The 20443-nt window shown below is 63.9% G+C and carries 16 protein-coding genes; 7 read left to right on the forward strand and 9 right to left on the reverse strand.

The genetic code is table 11. From position 1 onward, the window contains the following. The first annotated feature begins 66 nt into the window (after positions 1 to 66). The 6 genes from A3CW_RS0107465 (at position 67) to A3CW_RS0107490 (ending at position 8199) form a co-directional block, all read left to right on the forward strand. Positions 67 to 924, forward strand: coding sequence for an HpcH/HpaI aldolase family protein (locus A3CW_RS0107465; RefSeq protein WP_028203006.1), 858 nt, complete (start codon positions 67 to 69; stop codon positions 922 to 924). Then, a complete protein-coding gene (locus A3CW_RS0107470) occupies positions 924 to 2474 on the forward strand; it encodes an acetolactate synthase large subunit (protein ID WP_028203007.1) in 1551 nt (516 codons plus the stop codon). Before A3CW_RS0107465 ends, A3CW_RS0107470 begins: the two co-directional genes overlap by 1 nt. A gap of 60 nt (positions 2475 to 2534) precedes the next feature. Further along, on the forward strand, positions 2535 to 3428 hold the full coding sequence (locus A3CW_RS0107475) for a type 2 periplasmic-binding domain-containing protein (protein ID WP_028203008.1): 894 nt from the start codon (positions 2535 to 2537) through the stop codon (positions 3426 to 3428). A gap of 25 nt (positions 3429 to 3453) precedes the next feature. Continuing rightward, the gene (locus A3CW_RS45545) at positions 3454 to 4767 is read left to right on the forward strand and encodes an MFS transporter (protein WP_051481292.1); all 1314 of its coding nucleotides are present in this window, start codon (positions 3454 to 3456) and stop codon (positions 4765 to 4767) included. Between the two features lie 140 nt (positions 4768 to 4907). Next, positions 4908 to 6107, forward strand: a complete 1200-nt coding sequence (locus tag A3CW_RS0107485; protein ID WP_407669717.1) for an MFS transporter — start codon at positions 4908 to 4910, stop codon at positions 6105 to 6107. Between the two features lie 502 nt (positions 6108 to 6609). Continuing rightward, complete coding sequence (locus tag A3CW_RS0107490) at positions 6610 to 8199, forward strand: aldehyde dehydrogenase (NADP(+)) (RefSeq protein WP_028203010.1); 1590 nt, start codon at positions 6610 to 6612, stop codon at positions 8197 to 8199. Positions 8200 to 8338: 139 nt separating this feature from the next. On the opposite strand, the gene A3CW_RS0107495 is transcribed toward A3CW_RS0107490, so the two are convergent. Then, positions 8339 to 9502 (reverse strand): DegT/DnrJ/EryC1/StrS family aminotransferase, encoded by a 1164-nt coding sequence (locus A3CW_RS0107495; RefSeq protein WP_028203011.1) that lies wholly within the window; start codon positions 9500 to 9502, stop codon positions 8339 to 8341. A 165-nt stretch (positions 9503 to 9667) separates the two neighbouring features. Here A3CW_RS0107495 and A3CW_RS54255 point away from each other — a divergent pair, with 165 nt between their 5' ends. Continuing rightward, the gene (locus A3CW_RS54255) at positions 9668 to 11200 is read left to right on the forward strand and encodes a methyl-accepting chemotaxis protein (RefSeq protein WP_028203012.1); all 1533 of its coding nucleotides are present in this window, start codon (positions 9668 to 9670) and stop codon (positions 11198 to 11200) included. Between the two features lie 59 nt (positions 11201 to 11259). Here A3CW_RS54255 and A3CW_RS0107505 read toward each other — a convergent pair whose 3' ends face one another. The 8 genes from A3CW_RS0107505 to A3CW_RS0107540 form a co-directional block, all read right to left on the reverse strand. Beyond that, positions 11260 to 12423: a lactonase family protein gene (locus A3CW_RS0107505; RefSeq protein WP_028203013.1), complete on the reverse strand. Its 1164-nt coding sequence runs from the start codon at positions 12421 to 12423 to the stop codon at positions 11260 to 11262. Positions 12424 to 12672: 249 nt separating this feature from the next. Continuing rightward, positions 12673 to 13593, reverse strand: coding sequence for a helix-turn-helix domain-containing protein (locus A3CW_RS0107510; RefSeq protein WP_028203014.1), 921 nt, complete (start codon positions 13591 to 13593; stop codon positions 12673 to 12675). Between the two features lie 221 nt (positions 13594 to 13814). Continuing rightward, positions 13815 to 14840, reverse strand: coding sequence for a porin (locus A3CW_RS0107515; RefSeq protein WP_028203015.1), 1026 nt, complete (start codon positions 14838 to 14840; stop codon positions 13815 to 13817). Positions 14841 to 15114: 274 nt separating this feature from the next. Further along, the gene (locus A3CW_RS0107520) at positions 15115 to 15972 is read right to left on the reverse strand and encodes an HpcH/HpaI aldolase family protein (protein ID WP_028203016.1); all 858 of its coding nucleotides are present in this window, start codon (positions 15970 to 15972) and stop codon (positions 15115 to 15117) included. Positions 15973 to 16018: 46 nt separating this feature from the next. After that, positions 16019 to 17005, reverse strand: coding sequence for a DODA-type extradiol aromatic ring-opening family dioxygenase (locus tag A3CW_RS0107525; RefSeq protein ID WP_028203017.1), 987 nt, complete (start codon positions 17003 to 17005; stop codon positions 16019 to 16021). A 128-nt stretch (positions 17006 to 17133) separates the two neighbouring features. After that, the gene (locus tag A3CW_RS0107530; protein WP_028203018.1) at positions 17134 to 18414 is read right to left on the reverse strand and encodes an MFS transporter; all 1281 of its coding nucleotides are present in this window, start codon (positions 18412 to 18414) and stop codon (positions 17134 to 17136) included. Positions 18415 to 18511: 97 nt separating this feature from the next. Continuing rightward, a complete protein-coding gene (locus A3CW_RS0107535; RefSeq protein ID WP_028203019.1) occupies positions 18512 to 19363 on the reverse strand; it encodes an amidohydrolase family protein in 852 nt (283 codons plus the stop codon). Positions 19364 to 19407: 44 nt separating this feature from the next. Then, the gene (locus A3CW_RS0107540) at positions 19408 to 20433 is read right to left on the reverse strand and encodes an amidohydrolase family protein (protein WP_028203020.1); all 1026 of its coding nucleotides are present in this window, start codon (positions 20431 to 20433) and stop codon (positions 19408 to 19410) included. Positions 20434 to 20443 lie beyond the last annotated feature (10 nt).

Here is a 20443-nt window from a genome sequence, read left to right on the forward strand (position 1 = left end):
ACATTGCCAACAGCGCGCGCGCCGCGACCGCAGCGGCGCCGCGCAGCGAGAAAAAGAGAGATTCACATGTCCACCAATCGTCTGAACAGCATCATCCGCGCGTTCGAGTCGGGCAAGGCCGCGCATGCCGCCTTCTCCAAGCTCGACAAGCAGAGCGCCATCGAAATGAGCGATTCGCCCTATGACGGGATCGTCTTCGAGATGGAGCACAATCCGTACGACGTGGCCGCGCTCGGCGACGCGCTGCAATACATGCTCAGCCGCAAGCAGATCGCCGAGTCCGCATCGGTGGCGCCGAAGGTCACGCCGATCGCGCGCATCCCCGCCAACGGTGTGGAGATGAACCAGAGCTTCGCCAAGCAGGTGCTCGATCGCGGCGCCTACGGCGTGATCTGGCCGCACGTGGCGACGGTCGAGCAAGCCTATAACGCGGTGGCGTCCTGCCGCTATGCACGGCCGAAGAACGCGCCGCTGTATGAGCCGAAGGGCGTGCGCGGCGACGGCCCGGCCAACGCGGCGCGCTACTGGGGCCTCAGCATGGCCGACTACTACAAGAAGGCCGACGTGTGGCCGCTCGTGCCCGAGGGCGAGATTCTCGTGGGACTGATGTGCGAGAGCACCCAGGCGATCGAGAACCTCGACGACATGCTCGCGAATGTGCCCGGCATCGGCTTCATCCTCATCGGTGAAGGCGACCTTAGCCAGGAACTGGGCTTTCCGCGCCAGTACGAGCACCCCGAAGTCATCGACGCCATGCGCCAGATCGTCGAGACCTGCAAGAAGCACAATGTGATCGTGGGCCACCCGCACGTCACGGCCAAAAATCATCGGCGCCTCTCCGAAGAGGGCTATCGCTTCCTGATGTCGGCGCCGCAGCGCACGTACGGCGTGGTCGGTCTCGCTCGCGATATGGCAGGCTACTGATGAACGGCGCCGAAAGTCTCGTCGCGACCCTGGTCGATCAGGACGTCGACATCTGTTTTGCGAATCCCGGCACCTCGGAGATGCACTTCCTGGCCGCTCTCGGCAACAACCCGGGGATGCGCAGCGTGCTGTGCCTGTTCGAGGGCGTGGCCACCGGCGCCGCCGATGGCTGGTACCGGATGAAGGACAAGCCGGCCTCGACGCTGCTGCACTTGGGCCCCGGTCTTGCGAACGGCCTCGCGAACATCCACAACGCGAAGCGTGCGTCGTCGGGCATGGTCAATGTCGTCGGCGAGCATTCGGTGTCGCACCTCAAGTATGACCCGCCGCTCACCTCGGATATCGAGGGCCTCGCGCGCCCGCTGAGCCACTGGGTGCGCCGCGCCGGATCGGCGGACACCATCGCCTGGGACACGGCGCAAGCCGTGGCCAAGGCCAGCGAGCATCCGGGGCAGATCGCCACCTTGATCCTGCCGGGCGATACCTCGTGGCAGCGCACGGAAGCGGAGCCGGTGCTGCCGCCTGCGGCCGTGACGCGTCGCAAGACGCCGGGCGCCGCGCGTATCGAACATGTCGCGCGGGTGTTGCGCTCCGGCGAGCCGACGCTGTTCATTCTCGCCAACAAGGCGACGCGCGGCGCGCCGCTCGAGAAGGCCGGCCGTGTGGCCGCGGCCACCGGCGCGCGGCTGGGATCGCAGTTCTTCTCCGCACGCATCGAGCGCGGCGCGGGACGCGTGCCCATTGCGCGCATTCCGTACGCGGTGCCGCAGGCCATGGCGTTTCTCGAGGACTTCAAGCACATCGTCACGGTCGAGACCACCGAGCCGGTGGCCTTTTTCGCCTACCCGGACAAGCCGAGTTTGCTCAAGGCCGAGGGCACGCTGGTGCACGCGCTCGTCGAGGCTGACGAAGACAGCGAACTCGCCTTCGACATGCTGCTGCAGGCGCTGGGCGCCGCCGATGCGACAGCGCTCGTGCAGCCGCGTATCGAAACGCCGGTGCCGACGGGCGCGCTCAATCCCACGAGCATCGCTCATGCGCTGGCAGCCGCGTTGCCCGAGCACTGCATCGTCGTCGATGAATCGCTCACCACGGGCCGTGAATCGATGAGCCTCACCATGGGCGCGCGGCCGCACGATCTCATCAACAACATGGGCGGCTCGATTGGTTATTCGACGCCTGTCGCGACCGGCGCCGCGCTCGCGTGCCCGGACCGGCGCGTGTTCTGCATGGTCGGCGACGGCAGCGCGATGTACACGATCCAGTCGCTGTGGACCCAGGCGCGCGAAGGACTGAACGTCACGACGATCATCTTCGCCAACAACAGCTACGCGATTCTCAAGGCCGAGTACGCCAACATGGGCGCGGGCACGCCGGGAGAACGCGCGCTCTCCATGATCGACATCGACAAGCCGCGCATCGACTGGCTCGCGATGGCGAAAAGCATGGGCGTGCCGGGCAAGGCAGTCGAGACGGCCGAGGACTTCTACAAGGCGATGGCCGATTCGACCCGCGAGCCGGGTCCGTGCCTCATCGAGGTCCGGCTGTAATCCGGCTTCGGTTCGGCATTCATTCGCGATTTCAGAAAACAAGCATCAGGAGAATCATTCATGACAACGACGCTGACTGGCGTGCCGACGTTGCGCACCAATCTGGCTGAATACGCAGTGACGAAGGCAATGCGCGACGGGCGCGTGGCGTCGGATCTCGTGACGCTGGACTTCTGCGGGCCGACCCCGGCGCACAACGGCTTCAAGGCCATGGTGCGCGAGAACAAGTTCGACGCGGGCGAGCTCGCGATCGTCACGTTCCTGCAGGCCAAGGCCTATGGCAAGCCGTATGTCCTGCTGCCGACGCCGATTTCGGGGCGTTTCCAGCATCACTGCGCGGGCTACAACATCGACTTCGGCCATCTGGATCCCAAGGATATCGAAGGAAAGAAGGTCGGCGTGCGCACCTATACGCAAACGACCGCGCTCTGGATTCGCGGCATCCTGCGCCATGAATACGGCGTGGATCTCGACAAGGTGACCTGGATGACGCTGGGCGACGGGCATCTGGCCGAGTACAGCGATCCGCAAAACTGCCAGCGCTTGCCGGCCGGATCGTCGATTCCGGAGATGATGCTCAAGGGCGAGCTGGCGGCCGCGCTGCTCGGCGAAGACATGCCGAAGGACGAACGCGTGCGCACGCTGGTGCCGGACGCGCATGCCGCCGCGAAGGACTGGTTCTCGCGCGCGGGCGTCGTGCCGATCAACCACATGTTCGTGGTGCATGAAAATCTGTCGAAGGAGCGCCCGGACATCGTTCGCGAGCTGTATCGCATGGTCGTGGAAAGCCGCTCGCTCGCCGAAGGCGTGCCGGCCATTTTCCCGCCAATCGGGCTGGAGGCGAACCGCAAGGGGCTGCAACTGGCGGTCGATTGGGCGCTCGATCAGAAGATCATTCCGCGCCGTCTCACGGTCGACGAGTTGTTCGACGACGTGACGGGCAGCCTGGGCTGAGCCCGGAAGTCATCGGAGACGACGCGTGGAGATCACAGTACGAAAAGCGGCGCGCCCGGAGAATCGCTGGGGCATTCTTGTGCTGCTCGCGCTCGGGCTGATGATCTCCTTCGTAGACCGAACGAGCATGTCGGCGGCGCTCGCGGACCATCATTTCGTGCACGAGTTCGCGCTGACGCACGTCGAGCGCGGCTGGCTCGGCTCCGCCATGTTCTGGTCCTACGGGCTGTTGCAGATGCCGATGGGCTGGGTGGTCGACCGCTATGGCGTGAAATGGCCCTATACGCTCTGCTTCCTGATGTGGTGCCTTGCGGCGGCGGCAACGGGTGTCGTGACCACGCTCTCCGCGCTGATCCTCGTGCGCCTCTTGATCGGCGTTGCTGAGGCGGTGGTGGTGCCCGCCACCTATCGCTATCTCGCCAATCACTTCGACGAGGCGCACAAGGGCACGGCGCTCGGCATTTACTCGATTGGCGGCAAGATGGGCCCCGCGCTCGGTGCGCCGATCGCGGCATGGCTCATCGCTATCGGTTCGTGGAAGACCATGTTCGTTGTGACAGGGCTTGCTGGCCTGGTGTGGCTGGTGCCATGGCAACTGATGCTCAACAACGATTTCCCGTCGAGAGCCGAGCTTGCCGTGGCGAAGCGCCGGGCGGCCTCGGTTCCGCTTGGCAATCTGCTGTCGAGCCCGGTGGTGTGGGGCGGCTTGATCACCAACTTCTGCTACAGCTATTTCGTGTTTTATTGCATGACGTGGATGCCGGCGTATCTGGTCGAGCAGCGCGGGCTCTCGCTGCGGCAGTCGGGGCTGTATACGTTCTTCAGCTTTGCCGGCATTGCAGTCGTGGCCGCGTTGGCGGGTTGGGCCGCGGACCGGTTGATCGCGCGAGGCCATGACGCGGTCGTGGTGCGCAAGTCGTTTATCGTAGTCGGCTTTATCAGCGGTACGACCGTGTTAATGGGCGCTTATTCGCGCTCGCCGCAAATGGCGTTGTTCTGGAATATCGTTTCTCTCTCACTGCTGGGCCTCGTGACCGCGAACAACCTCGCGCTCGTCAAGCTCACCTTGATTCCCAAACCGGCGGTGGGCCTGAATACGGGCTTGCAGCAGGTGGCCACCAGTCTTGCGGGTGGCGTATCCGCCAGTCTCTCCGGTTGGCTGCTTCACGTCGGGCACAGCTACACGCTGCCCATGCTGGCCATTTTTGCGTTCCTCATTCTGGGCGCGACGAGCACCGTGGTGTTGCTCCAGCGGAAGTGGGCGCCGAAAGTCAACGAGAGCGAGAGCGAGCGTGAAGCGCAGCACCCGGATACCGGTCAATACCACACGGATTCGTGAGGACCGGCCTTCCGTAGCCTCGGCTTTATGCCAGAAGAAGTCTTTAAAAATCACCTGCGCGTGAACCACGTGCAAGGCGGGAAGTCCTTATGAGCCAGGCTAACGAAACGTCCCCGCCGGCGCTGGAGGCGTCGACCGGCATGATGCCCTTGCTGCGGCACGCATCGCTCACGCGCTTCCTGATTGCGCGCGTCGGTTCCATCACCGCCCAGCAGATGCTCATGCTCGCGATCAGCTGGCATATGTACGACCTCACATCGAGTGCCTGGTATCTCGGTCTCGTCGGACTCTTTCAGTTCATTCCCGGGCTCGCCACGACGTTGGTCGCCGGGCATTGCGCCGATCGCATGCATCGCGGCCAACTTGTCGCGATCTGCCTCGCGGCCCAGGCGGCTATCGGCACCTTGCTCGCCGTGTCTTCCATGACGCACGCAGTGACTCGCGAACTGCTGCTGGGTCTCTCGCTCGTGCTTGGCGCCATCCGGCCGTTTCAGATGTCGGGTCAACAGGCGCTGTTGCCGATGCTCGTGCCGCAGAGCCTGCTGGCCAGGTCGATGGCGCTCAGCACCGTCGTGCAGCAGGTGTGTGTCATCGCGGGACCGGCGTTGGGCGGCTTGCTGTTCGCAACCGGCGTGAAGGCGCTCTATTTCACCTGCGCGGCGCTCTTTTGCGTGAGTGCCGCGATGTATGCCCTGATACGTTACGACCACGTGGCGCCGCCGCGCGAGCCCGTGACGGCCGAGACCGTGCTTGCCGGCTTGCGCTTCGTCTGGAGCCATCCGCTTTTGCTCGGCGGGATTTCGCTCGACCTTTTTGGGGTGTTGTTTGGCGGCGCCACGGCGCTCTTGCCGGTCTACGCGAAAGAGATTCTGCACGTCGGGCCGCAGGGTCTGGGCTTGCTGCGCTGCGCGCCTGCCGTGGGCGCGCTCTGTGTCGGGCTCATGCTGTCGCGGCGCGCCATCGGCAGGGGGGTGGGCAGGAAGCTGCTGATCGCCGTCGCGGTCTACGGCGCCGCCATTGCCGCGTTTGGATTTTCCCGTTCGTTTCCCGTCTCGCTGCTTCTGCTGGCGATCTCGGGCGGTGCCGACACGATTAGCGTGGTCGTTCGCCAGACGCTCGTTCAGCTGGAGACCCCGGACCGCATGCGCGGACGCGTCGCGGCCGTGAACACGCTTTTTATTGGCGCAAGCAATCAACTCGGCGAATTCGAATCCGGTCTGACGGCTACGGCATTTGGCGCGGTTGGCTCGGTTGTGCTCGGCGGATGCGCGACCATTCTCGTGAGCGCCGCCTGGAGCCAATTGTTCAAGCCGCTGGCCAGGCGCGAAACGCTGCATTGACAGTGCCGTGCATTAACCCTTCGGTTAAACGTTCAACGATTAACTTCAATGGACGATATGCGGCCCGCAACCGATGATGACCCTGCCGTCCTGCCTTCCCCAGTTGAAGCAAGCCAGATCGGGTCGTTCGATGTTGGCGCACGAACGAAAATGCTGCGTAAAGCTTTGTGGATTCGCCAACACGTCCGCGAAGCTCGGAGACGCTTATGAGCGGTCAGCACACATCCCTTCGCGCCCTGGTCAACGACTGGTTTGGAAATGGGGAAAATCTCAGCGTTACGCGACCCTGTCGCTCGACGAAAATGCCATGGCGGGCCGTACAGGTCGAAGTCGCACGTTCGTCTGGAACGTTCGCGATCGTCTTCTTCCGACACCATGACGGCTCATGGTGCGTCTATCCTCCTCCCATTGTCCGGCCCGCAGTTAACTGGCTATTCAACTAGCCGCCGTGCAGGCGCCATGGCGAAGAACAATTACACACAACGCGTTCCAGGAAATCGACATGACTATGAATGGCGACATGCTTATCGGCTTCTCTTCGGTGCGAGGCACCGAGGGCGAGCAGCGGGCATTCAATCCGGCCAGCAACTCGGAAATCGCAGACCCGGTGTTCGGGATGGGCGGCAGCGCGGAGGTCGATCGCGCAGCGTCGCTGGCAGCCGCTGCTTTCGACTCCTGGCGAAATGCCCCGCTCGCGCAGCGCGCGGCTTTTCTCGAGGCCATTGCGGAGAATATCCTCGCGCTCGGGGATGAACTGATCGAACGCGCGCAAGCCGAGACGGGTTTGCCTGCACAGCGCCTTCAAGGCGAGCGGGCACGCACGGTCGGACAGTTGCGTCTGTTTGCGAAAGTCGTGCGGGATGGTCACTTTCTCGCCGCCACGATCGATCATGCGCAGCCTGCGCGCGAGCCGCTGCCGCGTGCGGATCTGCGCCTGGCAAAAGTGCCGTTGGGTCCGGTCGCTGTGTTCGGCGCGAGCAACTTCCCGCTCGCATTCTCGGTTGCGGGAGGCGACACGGCATCCGCACTGGCCGCGGGCGCACCCGTCATCGTGAAGGCGCACAGCGCGCACCTGGGCACGTCGAAGCTCGTAGGCAGCGCCATCCAGAAGGCCGTCAAGGAACAGGGCTTGCCCGAGGGCACGTTTTCGCTGCTGTTCGGCGCCGGTCGCAAGCTGGGTGAAGCGCTGGTCTCGCATCCGGCGATCAAGGCGGTCGGCTTCACGGGCTCGCGGCAGGGCGGACTCGCGCTGATGCGGCTCGCGAACACGCGTCCCGAGCCGATTCCCGTGTATGCGGAGATGAGCAGTATCAATCCGGTCTTTCTGTTCCCGCACGCGCTCGCGAACCGGGCCGAGGCGATCGGCAAGGCGTTCGCCGATTCGCTGACCATGGGCGCCGGCCAGTTCTGCACGAACCCGGGCCTCGTGCTCGCCGTGGATGGTCCGGACCTCGACCGTTTCATCGAGGCGGCGGGAGCGGCGCTGGCCTCGAAGCCGGCCCAGACGATGTTGACGCCTGGCATCTTCGATGCCTACTGCAGCGGCAGGCAAAGCACGGGCGCGGTTGCGGGCGTGACGAAGGCGGCCGAGGGCGAGCCCGCCGGTGAGCGCCCGAACGCCGCGCAGGCGGCGCTCTATGTGACCGATGCGGCGCGCCTGCTTGCCTCGCCGGAACTGGAGGCCGAGATGTTCGGTCCGGCCTCCGTTGTGATTCGTGCGCGAGATTTCGGCGAACTGCTCGAAGTCGTCGAGCATATCGAAGGACAGCTTACCGTCACGCTGCAAATCGACGCGGCGGACCTGGCCGATGCGAAGCGCCTCTTGCCCGCGCTCGAACGCAAGGCCGGACGCATTCTGGCGAATGGCTTCCCGACGGGCGTCGAGGTTTGCCATGCGATGGTTCACGGCGGCCCCTATCCATCGACCTCGAATTCGATGTTTACGTCGGTGGGGGCCGCAGCGATCGACCGCTTCCTGCGTCCTGTCTGCTATCAGGACTTGCCGGATAGCTTGCTTCCCGACGCACTGCAGGCAGCCAATCCGCTAGCTGTCTGGCGTCTGGTCGATGGCGCACCCGTCGCGCCCGTGTAACAGGCGGGCGCGGCGGCTGCCGTTCGCGAAGTAACGCAAAGCCGTCAAGCCGGCTTGTGAAGGGGCGATGCGACTGTATAGCCGTATCGCCCGTTCTTTGCGCCGTTTCAATGCACAGCAGGTTCGCTGAATGCGCGACTCACCTGGCAAACTTCTCGCAAATTTCGTTCACCGCAATACACACGCGTGCCACGTCGGCTTCGGTCATCTGCGTGAAGAGCGGCAGCGTGACCGTGCTTGCGCCGAAGCGCTCGGCGTGCGGGAACATGCCCGCCTTGAAACCACGTTCGCGGTAGAGCGAGAAAAGATGAATGGCCGGATAGTGCGCGCCCGAGCCGATGCCGCGTTCCTTCAATTCAGCCATGAAGCCGGCGCGATTGATGGTGAGCCTGTCGAGTGGCAGTGTGATCTGAAACATGTGCCAGTTGCTGTTGGTGAAATCGGCGAGCGGCAGGCCGACACCGAGCTTAACCGCCGCGCCGCCTTCGAGGCGTGCGAAGTACGCTCGCGCCAGTGCGCGCCGGTGCGCCGTGAAGCGCTCGATGTGCCTGAGTTGGCCAAGTCCGACACGCGCGGCGACATCGGTCAGGTTGTACTTGCCGCCAAGCACGTCGCAGTCCATACCGTCGAAGCCCGTGCGTGTAATGCCCTGGAGGCGGTACTTCTGCGCGAGCACGGCCTCGGCTTCATCGTTGAGGACGAGCGCGCCGCCTTCGATCGACGTGAGGTTCTTGTTGGCGTGGAAGCTGAACGAGACGATGTCGCCGATCGCGCCGATGCGCTTGCCGTGCCAGCTCGAGCCGAACGCCTGTGCGGCGTCCTCGATCACGCGCAGCTTGTGCTGGCGGGCGATCGCGTAGAGCCGGTCCATGTCGACGGGCAGGCCCGAGAGAAAGACCGGGATGATGGCTTTGGTCTTCGGCGTGATGGCGGCTTCGAGCTTGTCGAGGTCGATATTGCGCGTAACAGGATCGATGTCGACGAACACCGGCGTCGCCCCCACCTCGTAGATCACGTTGCTCGTGGAAACCCACGACGCGGGCGTAGTGATGACTTCGTCGCCCTGGCCGACACCGGCAATGCGCAAACCGATTTCGAGCGTGGCCGTGCCCGAGTTGAAGGTGCGCACGGGGCGTCCGCCGCAATACTCCGAGAGCGCGGCTTCGAACGTCTGGTTCTGCGGGCCGGTGGTGATCCAGCCGGAGCGCAGCACGTCGACGACGCCCTGGATGGTGTCCTCGTCGATTTCGGAGCGCACGAACGGCAGGAACGGAAGGGATGACTGCGAAGATGACTGACTCATGAATGCTCGACTCTTTGCACTAGAAAATGAAATGAGGCACGCGATGGCTCGCGAATGAATGTCCCGGCGAATCGCGCTTTCGTCCAAAGGCACGGCCTCAATTGTCCGTTACTCTCGACAGTGGAGACAATCCCCTTAAAAAAAGGGGTTTTTACAAGGTGATACATGAAACTTGTCCATCAACTTCCGCTGGCGCTGGGCGCCGCGTTGCTGGTCGCTTCGGGGGCGGGGCTATTCGGCGTATTGCAGATGAACCATGCCGCGCACACCTATGAGCGGCTCGTTTCGGTCGACGATGCCCAAGCGCGCGAGGTCGACGATGCGCTGGTCGCATTCAAGAACCAGGTGCAGAACGGCAAGGATATTCTGGTGCGAGGCAAGGACCCCCAGCAATTCAAGAAGTACTGGGGCGCATTCCAGAAATACGAGGGGACGGCTCAGGCCATAACGGAAAAGCTTGCACGCGAACTGCCGCCCGGTGACGCGCGCGAGAAAATCGAGCGCTTCAATGCGTTGCACAAGCAGATGGGCATTTCGTTTCGCACGGCGCTCGAAAAGTTCGAAGCTTCCGGCTTCGATATCGCCGTCGGCGATCGGGCGATTGACGGCATCGACCGCGATTCCGCCATCACGCTGCGCGAATCGGGCGAGGCAATCGTAGCGCAGACGACCGCCGCCGTAGCACTTGCGAAAGCGAAGCAAAGACACGCCATGATTGCGAGCGTGAGCGTCATGGCGATCATCGTGCTCGCAGGGGTTGCGGCCGCATTGACATTCTCGCGCGCGATCACACGCAAGCTGGGTGGCGAGCCTGACGACGCGCGCGAGGCCGCCCGCCAGATCGCGAGGGGCAACCTCAGCGTCGATTTGCATCTGCGCCCCGGCGATACCGACAGCCTCATGGCCGCCATGCACGCGATGACGGCGGCGCTCGCGGGTATCGTCGAGCAGGTGCGCACGAGCAGCGACGCCATTGCGACCGGGTCGGCGCAAATCGCGTCAGGCAACGCGTATTTGAGCCAGCGTACCGAGGAGCAGGCGAGCGCCCTGCAGGAAACCGCGGCCTCGATGGAGCAGTTGAGCGCCACCGTGAAGCAGAACGCCGCGAATGCGCTCGAGGCCAGCGAGCTGGCGACCGGCGCATCGTCGATCGCGGTCGAAGGGGGGAACGTTGTCGAGTCCGTGATCGAGACGATGAAGGGCATCAACGAGGGCTCGCGCAAGATTGGCGAGATCATCGGCATCATCAACGACATCGCGGCGCAGACCAATATTCTCGCGTTGAACGCGGCGGTGGAAGCCGCGCGGGCGGGCGAGCAGGGCCGGGGGTTTGCCGTCGTCGCGACGGAGGTGCGTTCGCTTGCGAAACGCAGCGCGCAGGCCGCCCACGAAATTCGTGGATTGATCACGTCGAGCGTGGAGCGTGTCGATCAAGGCAGCGCACTCGTCGACGAGGCGGGCGCGACGATGACGCAGGTTGTTGCGGCGATTCAGCGCCTGAGCGTGCTCGTCGCGGAGATCAGCAATGCGAGTGCGGAGCAGAGCACCGGCGTCGGGCAAGTCGGCGAAGCCGTCACCCAGATGGATCAAACCACGCAGCAAAATGCGGCGCTGGTCGAAGAAAGCGCGGCCGCCGCGGAGAGCCTGAAACAGCAGGCTGCCAATCTTGTCGACTGCGTTGCGCAATTCAGGCTCTGAGGAACCTTTGAGGAGCGAACGGCGGCGCCACGACGCGGCGCCACTCGCGATGCATGGCGTTATTTCACGAACGCAACGCTGGTGGGATCGGGGACATCGGCCGACTGCCCGCTAGCGGAGACCTTGCCCGTGGTGCGATCGATGCGGAATACGCTCACATTGCCGCTGCGCTGATTGGCGACGAACAGCCACTTGCCCGATGGATCGATTGCAAAGCCCCACGGTTTGTCGCCGCCCGAGGGCGTGCGCTGCACTTCGGCGAGCTTTCCGGTGGCGGCGTTCACGCGATAGACGACCAATGCATTTTCGCCACGGTCCTCGACATAAACGAAGCGCCCGTCGTGGCTGAGCGCCATTTCGGCGCCGCTCTTCTGACCGGCGAACCCTTCGCTGCTGACAGGCAGTGACTGCACGAGCGTCAACTGCGCCTTCGACGCGTCCCAGCGCAACACCATGAGTTCCGCGCTGAGCTCGGTGAGCACGTACGCATATTCTCCCGATGCACCGAATGCAACGCGCCGCGGGCCGCTGCCCGAGGGCGCGACGAACCCACGCGGCGAGTCGCCGTCGAGTTGCGTCAAGGCATGGGTCTCTCGGTTGAAACCATAAATGAACACGCGATCGGAGCCGAGGTCGGGAACGAGGGCGTAGTGGCCGGACGGATCGACCGTGACGCCGTGTGCGTGCGCGCTGGTCTGACGCGGGCTCGGGCCGGAGCCGGTCTCCGCGATCGTCGATTCGAGCGTCCCGACGCTGCCGTCGCGATTGACCGCTACGCTCGATACGGACCCACTGTTGTAGTTCGCGCCGAGCAACGTGGAGGACGGCGTATCGAAGCGCAAAAACGTGGTGCCGCGGCCGCCCGTGAGGACGTCGTTGATGCGCGCCAGCGAGCCGTTGTCGCGATCGACTGCGTACGCGGTGATGCTGCCTTCCTTGTCGCGGTCGTCGTCGACGGCGTACAGGACGGGCAATACGGGATGCGCGGCGACCCACGTGGATTTGAGCCCTTGCGCGACCGAACCGATGGGGGTGAGTTCGCCGGTGGTCACGTCAAAGCGCAAGGCGCTGATTTGCTGGTGCAGCGTGCCCACGTAGACGTATTCCGTGCCGGCGGTCGCCGGTTCGGTCGCGGCCATCGCTTGCGCAGAGAACGCGCATGCGGCAAGACTGGCCAGAAGGGTGTGCCGCGCCGTGCGCGCGGGCTTCACGAGTTGCGCCATATTCGAATTACCCGGGGTAAGAGTGGGAGTGAAGCATTGGCCGCCTTCCTGCAACGGGGAAGCGGAAAACCGGAAAACGCGAAAAGGGTATTCGCAGCGCCCGGGCGGGTCCCTGCACAAAAGCGGGATTCGCTGGCACTTTTCAGTGGAACCAGGGAAGATACCGGTGCGAGATCGGCGGCGTGCGACGCAAGGGGAAAGGTGCGGAAAGGAATTGCCGCACGCGCCTCTGGCCGCGAAAGCTCGAAGCTATCGCCGCGCGTCGCTGCGAAACTGGCTTGGCGCCTGCCCGACTTCCCGGCGAAAGAAGCGCGTGAAATACGCGGCGTCCGCGAAGCCCAGCCAGAACGCGATTTGCTCCACCGACATGTCGCCGAAAATGAGTTCGCGTTTCGCTTCGGTGATAATGCGCGCGTGAATCATTTTGGTCGGGCTTTTTTCCGCGGCGGAGGCGCATGCGGCGCGCAACTGCACGAGCGACACCGCAAGCATCGAAGCGTATTCCTGGAGCGGCAGATTGCTGCGGTAGTGTTCGTCAATCAGCTTGCGGAAGCGCTCCACGAGGCGCACGTCGTGGCGCGGCGCGCTGTCGCTGACGGTCTGCTCGAGGCGCGCTTCGCGAATCAGCGTCAACAGCAGCATCGTCAGCAAGGCTTCGGTTCCGGCGACCTGGCCCACCGCGTCGGACTCCACTTCCTGCTTCAGGCGCTGAATCAGGGTGTAGAACTCGCTGGCGGCGTCGGCGCTATGCGCGAGCGGAATCATGCGTGGCGAGGACCAGAGCGCGATGAACTCGTGAAGCTTCGCGTTGACCTGCGTGAGATAGGACACTTCTATCGTGACGACCCACCGGTCGACATCGATTTCATAGTCGAGACCGTGGATACATTCGGTGGGCACCAGCAGCGCGCAGGGTCCTTCGAACGGCACGCTGCGGCCTTCCAGATTCATGACGCCGCGGCCGTTGCGCACGAAGATCAGTTGCCCGTAGGCCGGATGTGCGTGGGGCTCGGTGCGCCAGCGCCCGCGTTCGGTCACGTGGCCGACGTGCACAAACCAGTTTTCCTCTTCGGGCCGCTCGACGTAGAGCCGAACCTTGGGAACCGCGGTCAACCGGCTTTCACCGGTGGTTTTGCGCAGGGGTTTGCTGATCATTGCACCGTGTGCCATGCGGTCTCCTGGACGGCCGTTCAGGCGGGGCCGCCATTGCGATTGGAATTTCGCCTGAACGCTGCACCTTCAGGCTGGGCACGCGTGCGAATTTCTCGGTTTACCCCTCGAAAAAGGGGCGGTGGATATCGTCATATTTTTTCATGAGTTGGCGGCCAGGCGAATGGCGATATACCCCGAGACCGGCGCCGGAACTTTCCGGCGTCGATCCCACCCTGACATCAGAAGGTCTGCACCATGCCAAGGATCACGCCGCGCGTATTCGAGCCCGGCGCCACCGTGACCCCGCCATATGCGGTGCCGTTGAGCGTGAAACTCGCCTGATTGCGGTTGTTGATGAACCCGGCCGACGCGTACAGTGTCGTGCGCTTCGACAGATAGTGCTCGTAGGTCATGCCGATCTGCTGGGCGTTGTTGCCCTTGCCGGTGCGGTCGTGTACGTAGCCGTACATCAGCGCGAGCTGGTCCGCCGGGCTGAAGTTCCAGGAACCGGAGCCTTCATACACGTCGCGCTTGATGCTGTTGTCGGTCTGATGCTCCGTGTGGTACGCGAGATAGAAGCGCGCCGGGCCGACGCCGACCGACGCCCCCGCGTTGAACACTTTCAGTGTAGATGTGCCGGTGGCGTTGTCCGCCTGCTCGTAACCCGCCGCGATTCTGAACGGTCCGTTCTCGTAGCGAGCGGCCGCGTTGTAGAACTGCAGCCCGTTGCTCGGCTTGGTCGTGGCGTCGCGCATCGCGACCATGAACTGCGCACTCAGCCCATAGACCGTCGGTGTGAAGTAGGAGATCGCATTGTTGACGCGGATGGTCAGCGAGTTGAAGTTGAGCATGGGCGAGCCCATGCTCATCACCGCGACCGGATCGAGTTCCCGGTTCAGGAAAATATACTGCGGCGTGTTTTGCAGGCCGAATCGCACTTCACCGAAGCCGCCCGAGAGTCCCACCCATGCCTGGCGGTTGAAGGCTTCCGCGGAATTGGCGACGGCGCCGGTCATGGCGGAAAAACCCTGCTCGAGCTGAAAGTTGACGTGCAGTCCGCCGCCGATATCCTCGCTGCCTTTCAGGCCATAACGGCTCGCAAACAGGCCGCCCGAGGTTGCGCGCACGACGGCGCCGGCGCCGCCGTTCTGATATTCGACGGCGTTGTCGATCACGCCGTAGAGCGTGACGGACGACTGCGCATGAGCGGTATTAAACAGGCAGGCCGACGCGATGCCCGATGCCACTACCAACACTTTCTTCATTCTTGTCTCCGACGTTACTTATCGTTATTGCACTCATTGACCCGTAGGCGCGGGGGCGTTCGCCTCCATCGTTTGAAATAATTCGTAAACCTAATTAGATCGTTCAGATTCCATGCCACAGTCATTGCTGACGCCGCTGCCCCGGTGGGTCCTCAGCCCAGGCTGCCGGTCACATCGTCGAACAGCGCAGCGTGGGCACTTCGGTTGCCGTGGACATGTTGCACTCCTTAATCTTTGACGTTCGCGCCTCGAAGGCTGCCGTGCCGCAGGCGGATCAGTAGCCCGCCATTTCGCGTGCCGTGCCGACCACGCCGTAGCTGCGCGTGGGCGCCGACATGAGGAAGCGATAGCCTTCCTGAATGAGCCGCTGGTGGTTCTTCGCCGTCACGTGCGGATTGCCGAGCACGACGTTGTGCTTGTGGCAGGTCTCGACGATCCGGCGCATAGCGTCGAGCACTTCCGGGTGTTCGTACTGTCGGGGAAAGCCCAGTTCCTGGCTGAGGTCGCCTTCACCAATCAGGATGAAGCCGATGCCCGGCACATTGGCGAGGATGTCGTCGAGGTTCTCGATCGCCTGCGTGCTTTCGCACATGAGGCCCACGAGGATCTCGCCGTGCGGGGCGAGCGGCCATACGTCGGCCTTCTCGTAGTACTCCTGCATCGAAAGCCCCCAGTAGCGCGCCGCATTGGCCGGGCCGTCGCCGCGCACGCCCTTGGGCTCGTAGAGCGGTGCGTGTTTCGGGCGGGCGTACCGGCACGAGGCCACCGCGTTATACGCCTGCTCGACGGTGGCGATGTGGGGCCACACGACGCCGTACGTGCCGCGATCGAGCACCTGCTTGGCGAAGGCCTGGTTCATCTCCGCGCCGTTGGCGGGAATCCGCGCGATGGGGGTGACGCGTGGGGCGACGGTGCCCGACTCGGCGATCTGCTTGCGGTTGAGCATGTACTGCATGGCGTCGCCGAGCGCGGCGACGTCATACGGGTTGTGCTCCATTTCGAACACGATGCCGTCGTAGGGCGCCTCGCTCATCTCGATGGCGGTCTGCTTGTCGAGCTTGGCGAATGCGGCGAACGCGGGCTTGCCGGATTCGAACGCACGAATGATGCCGTTCAGGCGGGTGTTGCTCATCGGTCTGTCTCTCATCCACGGAAGTAAAAAGGGCGGCGCGTCTGGTTCACTCGTCCGCTTTCCAGTACATGAAGCCCATGCCCTCGCCGGTGCCGGCGGGCGTGCGCCAGCAGGGGACGTAATCGACCAGCGTCATCTCGGCGCCGGTCTCCTGCACCGCCTTCATCACGCTCACATAGAGCTTGATTTCCGAGGTGCCGGACTGATACGAGCGATCGTCCACGGCGGCGAGGCCGTCGTAGTCGTAAGTTGCCAGCATCTTCATGATGCGGTGGTCGAACTCCTCGTCGTTCACGAAGTGCGAGAGTCCGCCCGAGGCGAAGATGCCCACACGCACGTCTTCGGGCCAGGCCGTGATCGCATCGCGCAGCACGCGGCCAAACTCGATGCAGCGCGACATCGAAGGCTGCGTCGGCGGGTAGAAGCAGTTCATGATGATCGGCACGTGCGGCGGCGGATTGTCGTCCATGATCTGGTGATAGACGAAGCTATACGCGTGCGGCACGACCGGGTAATCCGGGAGCGGTTTCATCCACACGTTGTCGGGCCATGCGAACAAATCGGCGAGATCGAAGCCGTTCGCCTGGAAGTGGTTGATCAGGTATGCGGCCAGTTCCGGGTGGCAATCGTGCGTGACATGATGGTCGGGCGCGTAGACGGATCGCTGCGGCGGACCGTTATGGACTTCCTCGCCGCTGAAGATCGCGATGGAAGGCGAGAATTCCGTGAAGATCTCCTTCTGGTCCTTGCCGAGAATGATCGCCACGTCGATCTTCGCGTCGCGGTACGCGGCCGCCATTTTGTCGAGCGCGACACGGCAGCGCGCGGCGCGCGCGGTGCGCTCTTCGAGCGTGAGGAACGGCGCGAACGCGGCCTCGCGGTGTGCCTCGAGTTCGGGGTAAGTCCACGTCCGGTTGCGGAACCACAATTCCGGATTGTTGCGGTCGCGCTCGCCGTTCTTCAGCCAGTCTTCCGGTGCCTGGCCGAGCATGCCGCTATGCGGCACCGCCATCCCGAATACGATCTTCGCCATGTATGTTGTTTCCAGTTTTACAGTCGGTCGCCACGGAGGGCCGTTGGCGTTATTTAGGTCGCAGGCGCTCGCAGGCGGGCGCCACCGTTGCTTTGCTTTGGACTACGATGGTTCGCTTGCCCTGCGGATCACGCCTCGCGCAGTTCGCGCTGCGGCTCGCTGACCTTCGGCGCCCACTCGGGGCGATAGAGGGTCGCCGTGGCCGCCGCGCCCACGAGCAGGAACACGAAGATCACCATCATCGGCAGGTCGTAGCTCCCGCCCACATGCAGCAGCCAGCCCGAGAGGCTTGCGGCCACGCCGCCGGCGAGGCTGGTCGCGACCTGCTGCACGCCGGTCACGAGGCCCACGGTTTGCTTGGGGATCAAGGTGAGGCGCGAGAGCACGAGATTGTTCGCGGTGGTCAGGCCAAGCAGCGAAAGCGAGAGCACGTTCCAGAAGAGGGCGGCTTCGAGAGTGTTCGCGTAGGCGCCCAGCAGGACTGTGCAGCCGCCAACGAAGCCCGCGATGATGAACGCCTTGCGCACGAAGATCGCATTGCCGCCGCGCGCGATGATGCGGTCCGCCGCCCAGCCCGCGATGGCCGCGACGATCGCGATGCCGGCGAAGCTGAAGAACGTGAAGATGCCCGATTTGCCGATCGACAGGCCGCGTTGCTCGACAAGGTAGGCGGGCATCCACGTCATGCAGTAAAACGTGAAATAGCCGTAGCAGAAGTTCGTGATCATGCCGCCCCACACCACCGGGCTCGACAGGATGCTGCCGAAACTGACCGTGCGGGCGCTGCGATCGGCCTGGCGCACGGAGTCGCGCGAGGGCAGGTCGTTGCGCACGAGGAGCAGCCAGGGCACGAGCCAGAGCAGCCCGACGAGACCGGTGGCGACGAACATCGCCTTCCACGAATAGTTGACGATGAACCATGCGGCGACTGGCGCGCCGATTGCCGGGCCGAACTTGTTGCCCATGGCGAGAATGCCCACGGCGAGGCCGCTCTGGCTTTCGTGAAAGTTGTTGCGAATCCAGCGGTAGCTGGCCGGGATCACGATGGCTTCGGCAATGCCGACGAGCAGGCGCATGACGACGAGGCCCGCAATCGTCGTGACGGCGCCCATCAGCGCAGTGGCCGCACACCACAGCGCAAAGCAGATCGCATAGGGCCATTTCACGCCGTAGCGGTCGGAGATCCAGCCCATTGGCACCTGAAAGAGCCCATACGACCAGAAGAACGCGGAGTTGATCCAGCCGCGGTCGACGTTGGTCAGCGCAAAGTGCCGGATGAAGTGGCTATCCGCAAGGACGCTGGAAATGCTGGTGCGGTCGATAAAGGACGTCAACACGCCGATCGCGAGCAGGGCAAGCACGCCCCAGTTGCTCACGACGCTCGATCGTTCTGATTTGCTCGTCTCCATCTGCTTTTTCTTACCTCAATCGATTCTGTTACATGGCCTGGCGGCGCGCAGGTTGCGTGCCGCCCGACCGCAATGACCGCCGGTTGGCGGCGTCGGCTCAGACCAGAGCCGGATAGAGCTTGAGTGCTGTCTTGCCGAAAATCCACGCACGGTCTGCCGCGTTCAGGCATTGCAGCCCTGCCTGCGCCGTGGCCAGGATGTCCTGTAGCGTACCCGGCGAAGTGGGAAAATTCGATCCCCACGCCATACGCTGCGCGCCGAAGGCGTCGACTACGCGCGGGAAAAACGTCTCGGCGCTCGCCCGTTCCTTCTTCACGTCGCCGAAAATGCGCGGCGTGAGCTTCAGGAAAATGTTCTCGTACTGCGCGAGGTCGAAGAGGCTTTGCGCCTTCGCGTACGGCGCACCATCGGTCACATCGGGGCGGCCAAGGTGGTCGAGGATGATGGGCACACCCGGAAAGCGCCTGGCGAGCGCCGTGATCTGCGGCAGTCCGACCGGACCCGTCTGGATGCACATCGGCAGCCCGAGGTCCGCGCACAGTTCCCACGCGGGAAACGCGCGCGGATCGTCCAGCTCGCTCGGGTCGAATTCCTTCGTACTGCCACCGGTAAAGAGGCGCAGCCCTTCGAGACCGCGCTCGACCCATTCGCGAATGCGCTGCGGCGCGTCGGGTTGCAGCACGTCCACGGAGCCCACGGCCACGAGGCGATCTGAGTAGCGCGCGCAACTGTCGGCCACGTAGCTGTTGTCGAACCCGTAGGTGGTCGACGAATGCACCACGGCGGCCTTGCCGACGCCGGCTTCGTCCATCGCGGCGATCAACGTTTCGACGGTGGTGGGGCGCTCCTGCGACCACTCCGAGCGCTTGCCGAAGAGGGGCGCGGGCGGATAGCGGTCTTCGTTGCCGGAAATGATGTGCGGGTGAATATCAACGATTGGGGATGGCATGGGTGTCCCGGTTGTTTTTCGATTGCCTGCAGGAGGAGCGAAAATCATTGGCCGCGCGCCTTCAGCCGTGCGTCGAGTCGCGGATAGACGCGGCGAGCGTTTCCTTCGAAGATCTTGAAGCGGTCGTCGTCGGTGAGCGCCGGACAGGCGTCGAGATAGCGCTTCGTGTCGTCGAAGTAGTGGCCCGTAGCGGGGTCCTTGCCGCGCACCGCGCCGATCATCTCCGAGCCGAACAGCACGTTGCTCGACGGAATCACCTTCGTGAGCAGTTCCACGCCAGGCTGGTGATACACGCAGGAATCGAAGAAGATATTGTTCAGCAGTCCTTCGAGCGGACGATCGCGCATGTCGAGCGACATGCCGCGGTAGCGGCCCCAGTGGTAGGGCACCGCGCCGCCGCCGTGCGGAATCACGAGGCGCAGCGTTGGGAAGTCCCTGAAAAGATCCGACTGGAGAATCTGCATGAACACCGAGGTGTCCGCATTCAGATAGTGCGCGCCGGTGCCGTGAAAGCACGGATTGCACGAGGCGGCCACGTGGATCATGGCGGGCACGTCGAGATCGCAGAGCGCCTCGTAGAGCGGATACCACTCGCGGTCCGTCACCGGCTTGCCGGTCCAGTAGCCGCCGCTCGGGTCCGGGTTCAGGTTGCAGCCCACGAAGCCCATTTGTTCGACGCAGCGGCGCAGCTCGGCCACGCTGTTGGCGGGCGCCACGCCCGGAGACTGGGGCAACTGGCAGACCGGCGCGAAGTTGTCCGGGAACATCTCGGTCACGCGGTAGACGAGATCGTTGGAGATCTCGGCCCACTCGAGGCTCGTGCGCTCGTTGCCGAGATGGTGGCTCATAAGACCGGCGATCGGCGAGAACAGCGTGAGGTCGCTGCCGCGTTCGCGCTGCAGCTTGAGCTGGCCGTTGCCGATGGCTTCGCGGATCTGCTCGTCGCTGACCCAGGCGCCGGCGCGCGAAGGCGCGTTCGTCGGGTCGCTGGGGAACTCGACCTGGGTGGCGCGCCAGTTCCTGAACGAGGCGGGAACCGTCGTGAAGTGGCCGTGGCAATCGATGATCATGGTGTCTTCC

The organism is Paraburkholderia nodosa DSM 21604, from assembly GCF_000519185.1.
GTDB lineage: Bacteria > Pseudomonadota > Gammaproteobacteria > Burkholderiales > Burkholderiaceae > Paraburkholderia > Paraburkholderia nodosa.